Source organism: Halolamina salina (assembly GCF_054653455.1).
This window is the reverse complement of record NZ_BAAIGE010000002.1, coordinates 1,226,021-1,240,647: the sequence shown is the minus strand read 5'-3', so window position 1 is coordinate 1,240,647 and position 14,627 is coordinate 1,226,021. Positions and strand designations below refer to the sequence as shown.

The 14,627-nt window shown below is 69.6% G+C and carries 14 protein-coding genes; 10 read left to right on the top strand and 4 right to left on the bottom strand.

Annotated features, from left to right (window positions below; genetic code table 11):
• Positions 1–232 precede the first annotated feature (232 nt).
• The 4 genes from ACYQZ5_RS06845 (at position 233) to ACYQZ5_RS06830 (ending at position 4,461) form a co-directional block, all read left to right on the top strand.
• On the top strand, positions 233–958 hold the full coding sequence (locus ACYQZ5_RS06845; RefSeq protein WP_379730460.1) for a hypothetical protein: 726 nt from the start codon (positions 233–235) through the stop codon (positions 956–958).
• Between the two features lie 5 nt (positions 959–963).
• Positions 964–1,113, top strand: a complete 150-nt coding sequence (locus tag ACYQZ5_RS06840; protein WP_379730461.1) for a hypothetical protein — start codon at positions 964–966, stop codon at positions 1,111–1,113.
• Positions 1,113–2,588 carry a sodium:solute symporter family transporter gene (locus tag ACYQZ5_RS06835; protein ID WP_379730462.1) on the top strand — a complete coding sequence of 492 codons (1,476 nt, stop codon included), beginning with the start codon at positions 1,113–1,115 and terminating at the stop codon, positions 2,586–2,588. The genes ACYQZ5_RS06840 and ACYQZ5_RS06835 overlap by 1 nt, the downstream gene beginning before the upstream one ends.
• 145 nt (positions 2,589–2,733) lie before the next feature.
• Positions 2,734–4,461, top strand: coding sequence for a M28 family peptidase (locus tag ACYQZ5_RS06830; protein WP_459845586.1), 1,728 nt, complete (start codon positions 2,734–2,736; stop codon positions 4,459–4,461).
• A gap of 5 nt (positions 4,462–4,466) precedes the next feature.
• Here ACYQZ5_RS06830 and ACYQZ5_RS06825 read toward each other — a convergent pair whose 3' ends face one another.
• Both ACYQZ5_RS06825 and gfo6 read right to left on the bottom strand, forming a co-directional pair.
• A complete protein-coding gene (locus ACYQZ5_RS06825; protein ID WP_459845584.1) occupies positions 4,467–5,192 on the bottom strand; it encodes an SDR family NAD(P)-dependent oxidoreductase in 726 nt (241 codons plus the stop codon).
• Between the two features lie 269 nt (positions 5,193–5,461).
• The gene (gene gfo6, locus ACYQZ5_RS06820) at positions 5,462–6,562 is read right to left on the bottom strand and encodes a D-xylose 1-dehydrogenase Gfo6 (RefSeq protein WP_459845582.1); all 1,101 of its coding nucleotides are present in this window, start codon (positions 6,560–6,562) and stop codon (positions 5,462–5,464) included.
• A gap of 88 nt (positions 6,563–6,650) precedes the next feature.
• Between gfo6 and ACYQZ5_RS06815 the strand changes: the two genes are divergently transcribed.
• From ACYQZ5_RS06815 to ACYQZ5_RS06795, 5 genes are all read left to right on the top strand, one after another.
• The gene (locus ACYQZ5_RS06815; RefSeq protein WP_379732808.1) at positions 6,651–7,145 is read left to right on the top strand and encodes a cupin domain-containing protein; all 495 of its coding nucleotides are present in this window, start codon (positions 6,651–6,653) and stop codon (positions 7,143–7,145) included.
• 112 nt (positions 7,146–7,257) lie between these two features.
• Positions 7,258–7,533 (top strand): hypothetical protein, encoded by a 276-nt coding sequence (locus tag ACYQZ5_RS06810; RefSeq protein ID WP_379818501.1) that lies wholly within the window; start codon positions 7,258–7,260, stop codon positions 7,531–7,533.
• 78 nt (positions 7,534–7,611) lie between these two features.
• Positions 7,612–8,499, top strand: a complete 888-nt coding sequence (locus ACYQZ5_RS06805) for a winged helix-turn-helix domain-containing protein (protein WP_379730947.1) — start codon at positions 7,612–7,614, stop codon at positions 8,497–8,499.
• Positions 8,500–8,571: 72 nt separating this feature from the next.
• Entirely contained in the window at positions 8,572–9,534 is a 963-nt protein-coding gene (locus ACYQZ5_RS06800; RefSeq protein ID WP_379730946.1) for an ABC transporter ATP-binding protein, read from the top strand.
• On the top strand, positions 9,531–10,331 hold the full coding sequence (locus tag ACYQZ5_RS06795; protein WP_379730945.1) for an ABC transporter permease: 801 nt from the start codon (positions 9,531–9,533) through the stop codon (positions 10,329–10,331). Before ACYQZ5_RS06800 ends, ACYQZ5_RS06795 begins: the two co-directional genes overlap by 4 nt.
• Positions 10,332–10,345: 14 nt before the next feature.
• On the opposite strand, the gene ACYQZ5_RS06790 is transcribed toward ACYQZ5_RS06795, so the two are convergent.
• Complete coding sequence (locus tag ACYQZ5_RS06790; RefSeq protein WP_379730948.1) at positions 10,346–11,947, bottom strand: NADH-quinone oxidoreductase subunit D; 1,602 nt, start codon at positions 11,945–11,947, stop codon at positions 10,346–10,348.
• Between the two features lie 177 nt (positions 11,948–12,124).
• Here ACYQZ5_RS06790 and ACYQZ5_RS06785 point away from each other — a divergent pair, with 177 nt between their 5' ends.
• Positions 12,125–12,787 carry a helix-turn-helix domain-containing protein gene (locus tag ACYQZ5_RS06785; RefSeq protein WP_379730944.1) on the top strand — a complete coding sequence of 221 codons (663 nt, stop codon included), beginning with the start codon at positions 12,125–12,127 and terminating at the stop codon, positions 12,785–12,787.
• A 1-nt stretch (position 12,788) separates the two neighbouring features.
• Here the strand turns inward: ACYQZ5_RS06785 and ACYQZ5_RS06780 are convergent, their stop codons facing one another.
• Positions 12,789–14,552, bottom strand: coding sequence for a hybrid sensor histidine kinase/response regulator (locus ACYQZ5_RS06780; RefSeq protein ID WP_379730943.1), 1,764 nt, complete (start codon positions 14,550–14,552; stop codon positions 12,789–12,791).
• Between the last annotated feature and the right edge of the window lie 75 nt (positions 14,553–14,627).

Sequence of the window (14,627 nt, the reverse complement as noted above, 5' to 3'; positions counted from 1 at the left end):
GTCCGAGACAGGCCGACGCGTTCGGAAACGTATCCGTTCGAGTAACTTAGTTGTATATCACAACTTCTCGGTTGTTTTTGGTCGTTCAGGCCTGAGAGATAGGGTTTTGGGCACGGTGCGAACCGGACCCCGTCCCCAAATATCCGTACTCTGACCAAAACGTATTTGTCAGGACGATAGCCATGGTGTGGTGTAACGCACCGTGGAAAACGATGATTCACACACGCCACACATGATCGATCGAGAGAACAGTCGAGCAGTCCTCACCACGGCGCTCGTGGCAGCGGTCCTCGTCGCCGGGCTGGCGCTCGGGCCGAGCGCGGCGGCCGCACAGGCCGACTCGCCGTCGGTCGATCTGACGGGGGCGTCGGTGTCCGTCGACGGCGGGGAGACGAGCACCGTCACCGCCGAGTACGAGTTCGAGGTTGCCGAGGCCGGCAGCGGCGAGAGCGCGCTCACGTCGATCAGCGGCACGATGTGGAAGCTGCCCGACCGGGAGATCGGCGAGATCTCGGCCACGGTCGACGGCGAGAGCGTCGACGCCTCGATCACCGAACAGGACCGCCATCTGGTGGTCTCGGTCCCCGTCGGCGAGGTCTCCGACGGCGACACCGTGACGGTCACTCTGACGTACGAGGTCGCCGGGCCGGCCGGCGAGGTCCGAACGCCGCTGTGGGTGCCGGAGTACTCGACACCCGGACAGTCGAACGTCGTCGACGTGACGCTCACGCTCCCCGAGGGGACGACCGTCTCCGGCGGCGCGTTCCCTAGCCCGTCGAGCGTCGACGGGAACACCGCGACGTACGAACTCCTCCACGTGCCGGGGTTCGTGGCCGCGGAGTACGGCGAGTCGGGGCCGGGCGCCCTGACCGAGGACACCCTCTACTCGGTGGTCGGCGTCGTGGTGATCGTCGGCTTCGTCGTTGGTGGACTGGCAATCGACCGCAAGACAGCCTGACAGACATGGCATCACTAATCGCAATGCTCGCACCGTTCGTCGTCGTCGGCGTCGTGTTCGTGACGGCGGCGCTGCTGTGGGCACGATACAAGGGACAGGAGGTATCGGAGCAGGAGATCGGGAACGACGACCTCGAACGTGGGGGTGAGAGCTGATGGCGGTGATCGGCACCGTCGGCTGGGTGTTCCTCATCACCCTCGCGCTGTACTTCCTGGTGATCTTCGGGATCGGCGTCTACGGCTACCTCAAGACCGACGACGAGACCGACTTCCTCATCGCGAACCGGGAGATCGGTCCCGCGGTCGGGGCCGCCACGCTGTCGGCGACACAGATGAGCGCCGGCACGTTCGTCGGGACGCTCGGGGTGCACTACCTCACCGGCGTCAGCTTCGTCTACATCTGGATCGGCCTCTGGCTGGGCTGGCTGGTGTCGCTGGTGTTCGTCGCGCCGCAGATGCGCCGCTTCGGGGAGATCACCGTCCCCGACTTCATCGCGGTCCGGTTCGGCGACGACGGCACCGGCGGCGACCGGATGCGGGCGTTCTCGGCGCTGCTGATCGTCGTCGCCTACACGGTGTACATCAGCGCACAGTACACCGGTGCCGGGCTGATCTTCCAGTCCATCTTCGGCGTCTCGACGGAGGTCGGGATGGCGATCATGGTCGCCATCATCATCGCCTACACCGCCTTCGGCGGGATGCGCGCGAGCGCGCTGTCGGACTTCGTCCAGATCATCATCATGACCGTCGGGGCGATCATCTCGATCCCGATCCTGCTGGGCAACATCGGCGGCGTCGGCGAACTGGAGATGATGCTCACCTCGCTCAACCCCGCGCTGCTGGGCTGGGCGATGACCCCGCTCGAAGTCGGTACGATCGCGCTCGCGTTCGGCTTCGGGATGCTCGGCGCGCCGTACGAGATCGTCCGCGTCTACTCGATGCGCGACGAGCAGACGGTGCGCTACGCGATCGGCACGACGCTGATCTTCCAGATCCTGATCGGCGCCGGCGTCGCCGTCGTCGGGATGGGCATGCGCGTGCTCTACCCCCAGCTCACGACGCCCGATCTCGCGAGCGTGATCATGAGCATCGACGTGCTGGGGCCGATCCTGGGCGCGCTGGTGATCGGCGCCATCCTCTCGGCGATGCTGAGCACGGTCGACTCCATCATGATCGTCTCGGCGGGCGCGATCGCCCACGACATCTACGGCGAACTGCTCAACCCCGAGGCGAGCGAGAACCGGAAGCTGTGGGCCAACCGCCTCTCGGTGATATTCGTCGGCATCGTCCCGTTCTTCCTCGCGCTGTACGGCGAACTGCTCGGCGGGCTGGTGCAGTTCATCGTCCTGCTGCAGTCCGCGATCATCGGCGCGACGTTCTCGATGCCGCTGCTGTTGGGCTTACACTGGGACCGCATCAACACGCCCGGCACGTTCGCCGGGATGCTGCTGGGGTTCCTGTCGGTGCTCGCGTGGCACTTCGGCACCGACGCCGGCGTCGTCACCGGCGTGCTCGCACAGATCGACCCGGTCGTCCCGGGCGTCATCATGTGCCTGATCGGGATGATCGCCGGCTCCTACCTCACCTCGGCGCCCTCGCGGGAGGCGCTGGCGCCGTTCTTCGACGTGTAGGGGCGATTTCCGTCGAAGACCACGCGTCCTCCGTTTTTCACCACCGCCACCGGGTCGGCGAGCCGGACACGATATCCATGCTAACGTACTGCAGGAATGCTGCTGGCTCCCAAATAGCTATGGCGCCGTCGGTCCATCGCTGCGTATGCTCGACCCGGTCGATAGGGAGACGGAAGCGCGACTGCGAGAGCGTGTCGACCCCGAGAAGCTCGAACGCCACGTCGACGCGTTCGAGGGCACCGAGCGCGTCTCCGGCACGGACGACGAGTGGGAGGCCGCGGAGTACGTCGTCGAGACCCTCCGGGAGTACGGCTGTACGGCCGAACTCCACGAGTTCGAGGGGTACATCAGCGTCCCCGAGGACGCTCGCCTCGACGTGACCGCGCCCACCCGGGAGACGTTCGACGAGGCGATCACGGCCTCCTTCGGCGCGAGCACGCCGCCCGACGGCGTCTCGGGCGAGGTCGTCCGGCTCGACGACGTGACCGAAGAGTCCGTCGCCGGCGCCGATCTCGACGGGAAGGTCGTGTTCACGACCGGGCTTCCCACCCCCGAACCGATCACGCTGCTCGACGCGGCGGGCGCGGCGGCGGTGATCTACCAGTCAGTCAACCCCGAGCAGCTCCACGAGATGATCGTCACGCCGGTCTGGGGGACGCCCGGGCTGGACGACGGCGACGAACTCCCGTCGCTCCCGGTGGCCCAGATCGGGCAGGACGCCGGCGACTGGCTCCTGACGCGCTGTGAGGCCGGCCCCGTCGAGGCGACGGTGACGACCGAAGTCACCACCGAGCTCACGACGCTGCCCTGCCCGGTCGGCCGGGTCGAGGGGACCGAGAGCGACCGCTATCTGGTCGTCGGTAACCACGTCGACTCGTGGTACGAGGGTATCACCGACAACGCGACGGCGATGGCGGCGACGCTCGAACTCGCCCGGATCGCCGCCGACGACCCCCCGGCTCGGGGGCTGGTGTTCGGCTTCTGGCCCGCCCACTCGACGGGGCGCTACGCCGGGAGCGCCTGGTGGGCCGATCGGGAGTGGCTCGACCTCCGGGAGAACGGCGTCGCCTACTACCACCTCGACCTGAACGGGCTGGACGGCGCCGATGGGCTCTGGCACCAGGAGATGGCCGAACTCGGCGACGAGCACCTCGACGTGCTGGAGACGGCAGGCGAACTGCCGCTGCTCGACGGCGGCGAGGCGGGGTTCCTCGGCGACGACCGGCCGGCACGGAACTCCGACCAGTCGTTCTGGGGCGCCGGGCTCTCCTCGCTGCTCTCGGGCGCCCGGCTGGAGCCCGGCGGCGAGGGCGGCCCGATCGGCGGCGGCTGGTGGTGGCACACGCCCGAAGACACCCGAGACAAGGTCGACATCGACGTGCTGGCCGAGGAGACCCGGATCGCGGTCACGCTGGCCAGCCGGCTCTGTGAGTCGCCGTCGCTCCCCCACGACTACCGCGCGACGGCCACCGACATCCGCGAGCAGGTCACCGAGATCGAGGCCGAGACGGGCCGGTCGTTCGACGGCGTCCACGAGGACCTCGACGCGCTGGAGGCGGCGCTGGCGGCGGCGTACGAGCGGATCGAAGGGGTCGACGCCGTCGGCTCCGACGCCGCGGCGGCCGCAGAGGACCTGCAGGTCGAACTGGGGAACGAGCTGATCCCGGCGCTGTACACGAGCGTCCGCGACTACGATCAGGAGCCGGCGCTCCCCCACGAGCCGCTGCCCGAACTCCGCCGCGCGGCGGGCGTCGACGGCACGCGCCGCAGGGAGCGCTTCGCGGAGACCACGCTGACTCGGGAGGTCACGCGGCTGCGCCACCGGATCCGGAACGCGACGGACGCCGCCGAGGCGTTCGCGGCGCGGGACTGATCCCCTCAGACGAGGCCCGCGCCGCCGTCGACGTCGACGACGGCGCCGGTCATGTAGCTCGCCCGCTCCGAGCAGAGGAAGTCGATCAAGTCGGCGGCCTCCTCCGGCTGCCCGAGCCGGGCGAGCGGCAGCTCCTCGGTGAACTCACGGATGCCCGCCTCGGTCCAGAGCCCCGAGTCGGTCGTCAGCGGCGTGTCCATCAGCCCCGGGACGACGCAGTTCACCCGGACGTGGGGGGCGAGCTGTTTGGCCAGCCCCTTCGTGAGGCCGAAGACGCCCGCCTTCGAGGCCGAGTAGTGGACGCCGCCGCTGGCCGAGCCCTGCTTGCCGGCGCCCGAGGAGACGTTGACGACGGCGCCGCGCCCCCGCTCGTACATCCGCGGCGCGGCCGCGTGGACGAGGTTGTACTGGCCGGTGAGGTTCACGTCCAGCACCTCGTGCCACTCCTCGGGGCCGAGGTCGCCGATCCACACGTCCCGGGAGATGGCGGCGTTGTTGACGACCGCGACCACGTCGGCGTCGGCCTCCACGTCGTCGACGATCTCCTGAACGCGCTCGTGGTCGCGCACGTCACCGACGTACCCCCGTACGTCGTCGAACTCCGCGGCGACCTCGCTGATCGCCTCGTCCACGTCGATGCCCGCGACGAGGTCGTAGCGCTCCCGGAACAGGTCGACGGTCGCGCGCCCGATCCCGCTGGCCGCGCCGGTCACGATCGCTGCGTCGGTCATACGCCCGCGGTTGCCCCGGACCGACTTACGTGTTCGCCCCGGCGGCCGGCGACGGCCCGGCCGGGACCCGTGGATTTATGCCGTTCTCTCGGTTACGTACGGCCGTCGACCGACACGGCGCTTTTCTCGCCGTAACGTCGACAATCCAACACAGCGCTCGACCGCGTGGCGAGGGGTCCGCCACCATCGGCGCACCGTCGGACCGACCACGGGGGCCACCCGGTCCGACACATCCGCCTCCCCCGCCCTCTCCACCCTTCCGACGCCGATCAGCGCCGGGTGAGCGTCACTCGCTCGCCCGACTCGGCCGCCTCGTAGATCGCGCCCATGATCGCCACGTCCGTCAGCCCGTCGTGGCCGTCGGGTTCGGGCGGCGTCCCCGTCAGCACGCAGTGGGCGAAGTAGTCGAACTCCTCGCGGGTCTCGTCGGCGCCGATCCCCGAGAGCTCCACCTCGCCATCGCCGGTGGTCACCCGGACCGTCCGGTCGCCGCCGGGCACGAACGCGTTCTCGATCCGGACCCGGCCGTCGCTCCCGACCAGTTCCAGCCACGAGTCCGCCTCGCCGCTGAAGCTCGCCGTGAACTCGCCGACGACGCCCTCCGGGAACGACGCGAGGACGTGGACGTGCTCGTCGGCGAAGCGCGGGCTGTCGGGGTCGTCCGGACGGTCGCCGAACGGCTCGCTCGCGCGGGCCATCGCCTCGACCGCGCCGGGGTCGGCGCCGAGCAGGTACCGCGTCGTGTTGAGCGGGTAGACGCCCACGTCCATCAGCGCGCCGCCGCCCGCGAGTTCGGCGTCGAGCCGCCACTGGTCGGGACCGTTCGACCCGGCGAGGACGGGGAACGTGAACTCGCCCATCGCCTTCGTCGGCTCGCCGATGCCGCCCCGCGAGACGAACGAGCCGAGCGCGCGGATCACGGGGTCGGCCTGCATCCGGTAGGCGGTCATCAGCGTCACGCCGGCGTCCTCGCAGGCGTCGACGGCCGCCGTGGCGCGCTCCGTCGTCGCCTCCAGCGGCTTCTCACAGATCACGTGCTTCCCGTGGTCCGCCGCGGTGCGGATCTGGTCGAGGTGGATGCGGTTCGGCGTCGCGACGTAGACGGCGTCGTAGGCGTCGACGGCCTCGCCCTCGGCGTACCCCTCGTAGCTCAGCGGGACCGCGCCGTGTTCGTCGGCCACGCGCTCGGCCTTCTCGGGGTCGCCGGAGACGACGGCGCCGACCTCGGCGTAGTCGCCCGCCTCGATCGCCGGGATCGAGACGTTCCGGGCGTAGTTCCCCAGCCCCACGACGGCGATCGAAACCGTTCCCTCCGGGTCGGTGTCCCAGTCGCGGGTCGAAGCCGCGTCGACGAGTGCCTGCAGGTCCATACCTCCGGGTGGGGACGCGGCCGGGAAAACGGTTGGCGAAAGGGAAGAACCGAGTGGAGTTTTGTCGGTTCGAACATGGCTTCCCCGCATGGAGCCGGTGAACGAGGCCGACCTGTCGTGGACGGAGACCGAGCACGGGGAAACCGCGTTCCGGCGGAAGAAACTCGCGGCCGCCGCGACCGAGGAGGGGGACGACCCCGATCTGGGCTGTAGCCTCTACGAACTCCCGCCCGGGAAGCGCTCGTGGCCCTACCACTACCACACGGGGAACGCCGAGGCGTTCTACGTGCTCGCCGGGCGCGGGCTGCTCCGGACCGAGGACGGGGAGCACGACCTCCAGCCGGACGACTACGTCGCCTGTCCGACGGGGGCGGCGGGCGCCCACCGCGTCGTCAACGACGGCGACGAGCCGCTACGCTACCTCGCGCTGTCGACGATGCGCGAACCCGACGTGACCGTCTACCCAGATTCCGGAAAAGTCGGCGTCTACGCGGGTTCGCCGCCCGGCGGGGAGGACGAGCGCGACGTGTCGGGCTACTACGACCGCGACGCGACCGTCGACTACTGGGCCGACGAGGAGTGAGTCGGTTCCAGACATCGCCCCGAAGAGTCCGTGAAATCCGTTTCAGTAACGCCGCTTACAAAAATGTAATTCAGATTATCTTAATGGTGCCGGCAGTCGTAGCACGACGTGTATGACGGGACCCAACCCACCAACCCCACGATCCACGACTCCCGGCGCGCGCGAACCGAGGCTCGGCACCTCCTCGGGGATGCTCGTCGGCACGCTGTTCATGGGCGTCGTGCTGCTCGGCGGGCTGTTCACCGCGGTCACGTCGCCGGCGCTGTTCACGGGGCTGGCGGTCGGCCTCGGCGTCGGCGCCGCCGCCGGCGTCGTCGCCACCCGCCGGCGGGCGTCCCGGGACAGGCAGTTCTGCGTGCCGCGAACGGGCGCCTGTGTCCGGCTATGACCCGCAGAGTCTAATCAGTATTTTTACATAAGTGCAGTTCACCGAACACTTTTTCGGGTTCGCCGCCGGATTTCCCCTATGAGCGAACGGATCGGGCCGATTCAGGGCGGTGGCGAGGGCGTCGAGCCCGCCGACGCGTTCGGGCTGGTGGCCAACGAGACGCGGCTCGCGATCCTCGAAGCGCTGTGGACCGCCGACGACTCGCCGGTACGGTTCTCCGCGCTGCGCGAGGACGTGGGGATGCGCGACAGCGCGCAGTTCAACTACCACCTCGACAAGCTGACCGACCAGTTCGTCAGGAAAGTCGACGAGGGGTACGAGCTGCGCCACGCCGGCGAGAAGGTCGTACAGGCGGTGCTCGCAGGGTCGTTCACGGAGCACCCGACGCTCGACCCCATCGACGTGGGCGACCCCTGCGTGAACTGCGGCGCCGACCTCCGGGCGACCTACGAGGACGAGCGGCTCTGTATCGAGTGCCCCGACTGCGGCTACGGCCACGGCGAGTACGCGTTCCCGCCGGGCGGGCTGACCGACCGGACCGACGAGGAGGTGCTGGCGGCGTTCGACCAGCGCGTCCGCCACCTCCACTGCCTCGCGAAAGACGGCGTCTGCCCGGAGTGTAGCGGCCGGATGGAGACCACCGTCGAGCGCGCCGAAGACTGCTGTCTCGGGGGGTCGCTCACCGCGATCCACCGCTGCTCGCAGTGTAACCACCAGCTCTGCTCGGCGGTCGGCCTCGCGCTGCTGGACGACAGCGTCGTTGTCGGCTTCCACCGCGAACACGGCGTCTCGCTGTCGGAGCGACCGTACTGGACGCTGTCGTGGTGTGTCTCCGACGACGCGATCGAACTCGTCGGCGAGCAGCCCCAGCGGTTCGAAGTGACGATCGAACTCGACGACGAGGCGCTGACGGTGACGCTGGACGACGACCTGAACGTACACGACACCGAACGCTCCGCGGTCTGATTCTCGCTCCGACTTCGTTTCGCCGCCGCACGCTCCCCAAAGCCTATGCCACGACCAGCCGGCCGTCCCGCCATGGCGACAGAGTCCCCGCCAGCCGTCGAAATCGACGGCCTCCACAAGCAGTTCGGCGACGTGACCGCCCTCCGCGGCATCGACCTCACCGTCGAGCGCGGCGAGGTGTTCGGCTTCCTCGGCCCGAACGGCGCCGGGAAGTCGACGACGATCGACTGCCTGCTCGACTACCTCCGGCCGACCGAGGGCCGTGTCGAGGTGTTCGGTATCGACGCCCAGCAGGAGTCCGGTCGCGTCCGCCAGCGCGTGGGCGTGCTCCCGGACGGCTACGACACCTTCGCTGAGTACACCGCCCGCCAGCACGTCGAGTACGCGATCGCCTCCAAAGGCGCCGACGCCGACCCCGACGCCATGCTCGACCGCGTCGGACTCGCCGGCGAGGAGGAGCGCGTCGCCGACGACTTCTCGAAGGGGATGACCCAGCGGCTCATGCTCGCGATGGCGCTCGTGGGTGAGCCCGACCTGCTCGTCCTCGACGAGCCGTCGACCGGGCTGGACCCCAACGGCGTCCGGTTGATGCGCGAGATCGTCCGGGAGGAGGTCGACCGCGGCGCGACCGTGTTCTTCTCCAGCCACATCCTCGATCAGGTCGAGCGCGTGAGCGACCGCGTGGGGATCCTCGCCGACGGCGAACTCGTGGCCGTCGACAGCGTCGACGGGCTGCGCGGCGCGGGCGCCGTCGCGGAGCTCACGGTCCACTGCGACGCGCTGTCCGAGAGCGCCGTCGCCGCCGTCGAGGCGCTCGAAGGAGTCGAGTCGGTAGAAGCCGAGGACGGTCGGCTGACGGCCACCTGTGCCGGCCCGGCGAAGCTCCGAGTGCTCGACGCGATCCGTGACGCCGGCGCCGAGATCCGCGACTTCGAGTCCGACGCCGGCTCGCTGGAGTCGGTGTTCGCGGCTTACACCGGCGAGGGTGGCGACGGGACGGGAGCGACGGTCGAGACCCCGGAGGTGGCCGAATGAGCCTCCGGACCCTCGTCGAGAAGTACGCGCTGGACACCCACCGGACGAAGTCCGCGTGGGTCGTCGCCGCGCTGTTCGTGATCGTGTTCGGCTTCATCGGCTGGTCGACCGGTGGGCCGACGTACCGGGGGGAGATCCGGCCGCTGGTCGTCGGCGGCGTCCAGAACTCCGCGGGGATACTGGTGGTGCTGACGACGCTGGCGCTGGGCCACGGCGTCGTCGCCGGCGCCCGAGAGTCCGGGTCGCTGCGGGTGCTGCTGGCGTACCCACACTCCCGTCGGGAGGTGGTGTTGGGCGCGTTCCTCGGGCGAGTCGGCCCGCTGCTGGCGGCGATTTCGGCCGGGCTGCTCGCGGCGCCGATCGCCTACAGCCTCAGGACGGGCCAGCTTCCGGGAGCGAAGTACCTCACCCTCGTGGGGTTCGTGCTGCTGTGGACGGTGTTCTGTACCGCCCTCGCGGTCGGGATCTCGGCGCTCGCGTCGACGGGCCGGCGGGCCATCGGCGCCGCGTTCGGCGTGTTCCTCGGCTTCCTGTTCGTCTGGGACTGGCTCCCCACCGAGATCGTTCGCCGGACGTACCCCCCCGAGCAGCAGCGTCCCCGTCCGGAGTGGGCACAGCTCTGGGCGAACCTCGACCCCGTCACGGCGTATCAGCGCGGGACGAGCATGCTCTCCTACCCCCCCGAGGGGCCGCTGGCAGTCTACGAGACGCTGCCGTTCTTTGCGGCCGTGCTGGCGGTCTGGGCGGTCGTCCCGATGGCGCTGGCGCTCTGGTGGTTCCCGAGGACCGATCTCTGAGGGGACCGCGGTCGCTACCGGTCGACCTCGCCCATGATCGTGTCCAGACTGCCGAGCGTCGCGATCAGGTCGGGGAGCATCCCGCCGGTGGCCATCTCCGGCAGCGCCTGGAGGTTCGAGAAGGAAGGGCCGCGGATCTTGAAGCGCGCGGGCTGGTCGGTGCCGTCGCTGCGGATGTAGATCCCGAGTTCGCCCTTCGCGGCCTCGACGGTCCGGTACACCTCGGCGCCGTCGTCGGGCTTGATCGTCCGCGGGACGCTGGCCTGAATCGTCCGGTCGGCCTCGGGCCACTCCTCGAGCAGGTCGACGCACTGGTCGACGATCGTCGCGGACTCCTCCAGTTCGCGCAGGCGAACGAGCAGTCGAGCGTAGTTGTCACAGCCGTCCTCGGTGACGACGCTCCAGTCGAGTTCGTCGTAGTAGCCGTAGGGGTCGTCCCGGCGAACGTCGTAGTCGATCCCCGAACCGCGCGCGACCGGCCCCGTACAGCCGTACTGCTTCGCGGTTTCGGGCGGGAGGCGGCCGGTGTCGACGGTCCGCATCTGGAGGAGTTCGTTCTCGGTCAGGAGGCTGTGGTACTCCCGGAGCCGTTCGGGCAGCCCCTCGAGGAACGCCCGCACGTCGTCGAGGAACTCCTCGCGGGGGTCGGGCAGGTCCCAGACGACCCCGCCGAGCCGAAAGTAGTTGAACATCAGCCGCTGGCCGGTCACGTCCTCCAGCAGTTTCTGGATCCGCTCGCGCTCCTGGATCGCGTACATGAACGTCGCCGTGAAGTCGCCGACCACGTCGAGCGCGTAGGCGCCGACCGCGAGGAAGTGGCCGAGCATCCGACTGAGTTCGGCGGTGAGCGTCCGGAGGACCTGTGCGTACTCGGGCACCTCGATGTCGGCCAGCGCCTCGGCAGCCCGGGCGTACGCCCACTCGTTGCAGAGGCCGGCGCCGCTCCAGTCCCAGCGGTCCGGGTACGGCATGATCTGGTGGCGGTACGTTCCGGACTCGCACATCTGCTCCTCACAGCGGTGGATGTAGCCGATGTCCGGCTCCACGTCGACGACCTGCTCGCCGTCGAGCGTGGTCTCCAGATGCATCACGCCGTGGGTCGCCGGGTGGTGGGGACCGATGTTCAGGAACATCGTCTCCGCGCCGTCGGCGGCCTCCCGCCCGCCGGCGTCCGTGAGCCGCCCTTCGTTCTCCCGGAGCGGCACGATCTGCGGGCCGTCGCCGTCGTAGTCGTGGCTCAGCGGGTGGCCCTGCCACGTCTCGGGGAGGAGGATCCGCCGCAGGTCGGGGTGGTCCTCGTACTCGAACCCCAGCAGGTCGTACGCTTCGCGCTCGTGCCAGTCGATCGTCCGGAACGCGTCCGCGCCGGACTGACTCACCTTCTCGTCGAGCGGGACCGGGACGGCGACGCCGAGCTCCCGGGTCGGCTCGTCGTACGCTCGGAGGAGGTAGACGCTCTCGGCGTGGGTGTCGTACTCCTGTGCGACCACACAGGAGCAGTGATCGAGGCCGAGCCCCGTCCGCAGCGCGTCGAGGACGGCCGGGACGCGGTCGCCGCGGATCTCCAGCGTCGGGATGTCGCCGATCGCCCGCGAGTCCACGACCGCGCCTCCCAAGCCGGCGTCGGCGATGGTCCGTCGGGCGTCCGCGAGCAGCGGGTCCGGCTCGGCGTCGACCGTCTCGATGACCGGCGATTGCTGAGGCACGGGCCGGGGTTGGGGCGCAGTCCACTGGCGCGTTCTGCCGCACTCGACCGGGTATTTTTAAGCGCCAGCGAGCGGACCCCGTGGTCGATGAAGTACGTCCGGCTGCGTGTCGCGTTCTCCGAGGAGACGATCAACCCAGTTCACGAGGCGATCTGTGACTCCGAAACCGTCGAGCGGGACGTGCTGCTCCACGAGGACCGCTCGGGACCGGACCGGGACACGCTGCTGTACCGCGTCGACGGCGAGCCAGAGGCGTTCGACGGGATGCTCCGGGCGGCGCCCTCGGTGCTCGAGTGGGCGTTCACGCCGGCGGAGAACGGGACGTTCTACGCGTTCGTCGAACAGGAGACGCCCGACCGGGACGCGGAGATCCTCGACGCGATCTCCCGGACGGGGATTATGGCGGTCCCGCCGATCGAGTTCGACAGCGACGGGACCGCGACGGTGACGCTGGTCGGGACGGCCGGAGCGATCCGGCCGGCGCTGGAGGAACTCCCCGACGAGATGCGGACCGAGGTGCTCCGGGTCGGCGAGTACGACCGTCGACGCGAACTGTTCGACTCGGGGCTGACCGACCGCCAGCGCGAGGCGGTCGCGGCCGCGGTCGACGCCGGCTACTACGCCAGCCCTCGCCGTGGCTCGATCGAGGACGTGGCGGCGGCGCTCGGGGTGGCGCCGTCGACCGCCGCCGAGCACCTACGGAAAGCCGAGAGCCGAGTGATGGCGGCGGTGCTGGACGTGGAGGCGTGAGTCAGGGCTCGTCGACGCCGGTGAACTCGAAGCGCGCCCCGCCGTCCTCGCTCCCGACGAGCCGGACCGACCAGTCGTGGGCCTCGGCCACCTGCTCGACGATCGCGAGGCCGAACCCTGTCCCGTCGCCGGTGGTGTAGCCCGTCTCGAACACCGATTCGCGTTCGCTCTCTGGGACGCCCGGCCCGTCGTCCGCGACGAAGAAGCCGCCGTCGAGGTCGCCGACGGTGATGGTGACCCCCGGGGCGCCGTGCTCGACGGCGTTGCGGAAGAGGTTCTCGAACAGCTGTGCGAGCCGGCTCCGGTCGGCCACCACCGTTCCCTCCGCGGGCAGTCGCAGTTCGGCGTCGCCGGTGACGACGCCCGCCCACGCGTTCGCCGCCTCCTCGGCTATCTCGACCGGCTCCGGGTCGGTCACGAACTCGCCCTCCCGGGCGAGGGTGAGGAGGCTGTCGATCAGCGCGTTCATCCGCTCGTGGGCGTCGGCGACGTGTTCGAGGTGCTCGCTGTCACACTCCTCGGCGGCCAGTTCGAGCCGCCCCTCCGCGACGTTCAGGGGGTTTCGCAGGTCGTGAGAGACGATCGAGGCGAACCGTTCGAGCCGACGCTCCCGTTCCTTCCGCGCCGAGATGTCCCGGCTGATCACCGCGAACAGCGGCTCGTCGTCGGTGGCGATGCGCCGGATGTGGACCTCGACGGGGAACGTCGAGCCGTCGGCCCGCTCGTAGTTCCCCTCGAACCGGCGGCTGTCGCCCGGCTCCATGCGTTGCCAGATTTCGGCGGCCGACTCGGAATCGATCGAGCAGTCGACCTCCCAGACCTTCATCCCGATCAGCTCCTCGCGGTCGTAGCCGGTCTTCTCACACAGTCGGGCGTTGGGTTCGTAGATCGTCCCCTCGACGTCGTGGACGTTGATCATGTCCGGCGACTGCTCGAACAGCGCCTCCAGCCGCGCGGTGGTCTCCGCCAAGCGGTTCTCCCGGCGCTCGCGCTCGGTCACGTCGGTGATGAACCCCTCGATGGCGACCAGTTCGCCGTCCTCGTACGCGCCGCGGCCGCGCTCCCACACCCAGCGCGTCTCGCCGTCGCGGGTCCGGATCCGGTAGTTCACCTCGAACGTCCCCCGGTCGTCGATCGACGACTGCACCCGCTCCCACATCTCCTCGCGGTCCGCGGGGTGGATGACCTCTTCCCCCCAGACCACGTCGCCGCGCTCCAGCGCCTCGGCGTCGTAGCCGGTCAGTTCCTCGACCTCGCCCTCGACGGTCTCCATCGGCCAGTCGGGCTCGTTCCGGCAGCGGTAGACCATCCCCGGGAGGGTGTCGATCAGGCGCTCCAGCCGCCGGGTCCGACGGGTGAGCAACTGCTCGGAGCGGGCGGCCTCGACGGCGTTGACGATACGGTTGGCCAGCACCGCGTACTGGCCGGTGCCGCTGTCCTTCTGGAGGTAGTCGGTGACGCCCGCGGAGATGGCGTCGCTGGCGATCTCCTCGCTCCCCTTCCCCGTGTAGAGGACGAAGGGAAGGTCGGGGTAGTCGGCGCGTACGGCTTCGAGCAGTTCGATCCCGGACCGACCCGGTAGCTCGTAGTCGGCGACGACGCAGTCGACGTCCTCGCCGATCCGTTCGAGCGCTTCGTCGGCGTCCGCGGCCGTCTCGACGGAGATCCGGTCGTTCTCCCGTTCGAGAAACGTCGCGGTCAGAGCCGCGAGATCCCGGTCGTCGTCGACGTGGAGGACACGGATCGCGCCGCCGAACTCGTCCATCGCTGTTCGCCGTAGGGGAGAGGGCGTGGCGGCAAAAAGGCGGGGGTGAATCTGTTACGGTCCGACAGCAACGGG

Bases quoted from the DNA above. Each gene is read 5' to 3' on its own strand.
- ACYQZ5_RS06845 (WP_379730460.1), top strand. From the start codon at position 233: ATGATCGATCGAGAGAACAGTCGAGCAGTCCTCACCACGGCGCTCGTG.
- ACYQZ5_RS06840 (WP_379730461.1), top strand. From the start codon at position 964: ATGGCATCACTAATCGCAATGCTCGCACCGTTCGTCGTCGTCGGCGTC.
- ACYQZ5_RS06835 (WP_379730462.1), top strand. From the start codon at position 1,113: ATGGCGGTGATCGGCACCGTCGGCTGGGTGTTCCTCATCACCCTCGCG.
- ACYQZ5_RS06830 (WP_459845586.1), top strand. From the start codon at position 2,734: ATGCTCGACCCGGTCGATAGGGAGACGGAAGCGCGACTGCGAGAGCGT.
- ACYQZ5_RS06825 (WP_459845584.1), bottom strand. From the start codon at position 5,192: ATGACCGACGCAGCGATCGTGACCGGCGCGGCCAGCGGGATCGGGCGC.
- gfo6 (WP_459845582.1), bottom strand. From the start codon at position 6,562: ATGGACCTGCAGGCACTCGTCGACGCGGCTTCGACCCGCGACTGGGAC.
- ACYQZ5_RS06815 (WP_379732808.1), top strand. From the start codon at position 6,651: ATGGAGCCGGTGAACGAGGCCGACCTGTCGTGGACGGAGACCGAGCAC.
- ACYQZ5_RS06810 (WP_379818501.1), top strand. From the start codon at position 7,258: ATGACGGGACCCAACCCACCAACCCCACGATCCACGACTCCCGGCGCG.
- ACYQZ5_RS06805 (WP_379730947.1), top strand. From the start codon at position 7,612: ATGAGCGAACGGATCGGGCCGATTCAGGGCGGTGGCGAGGGCGTCGAG.
- ACYQZ5_RS06800 (WP_379730946.1), top strand. From the start codon at position 8,572: ATGGCGACAGAGTCCCCGCCAGCCGTCGAAATCGACGGCCTCCACAAG.
- ACYQZ5_RS06795 (WP_379730945.1), top strand. From the start codon at position 9,531: ATGAGCCTCCGGACCCTCGTCGAGAAGTACGCGCTGGACACCCACCGG.
- ACYQZ5_RS06785 (WP_379730944.1), top strand. From the start codon at position 12,125: ATGAAGTACGTCCGGCTGCGTGTCGCGTTCTCCGAGGAGACGATCAAC.
- ACYQZ5_RS06780 (WP_379730943.1), bottom strand. From the start codon at position 14,552: ATGGACGAGTTCGGCGGCGCGATCCGTGTCCTCCACGTCGACGACGAC.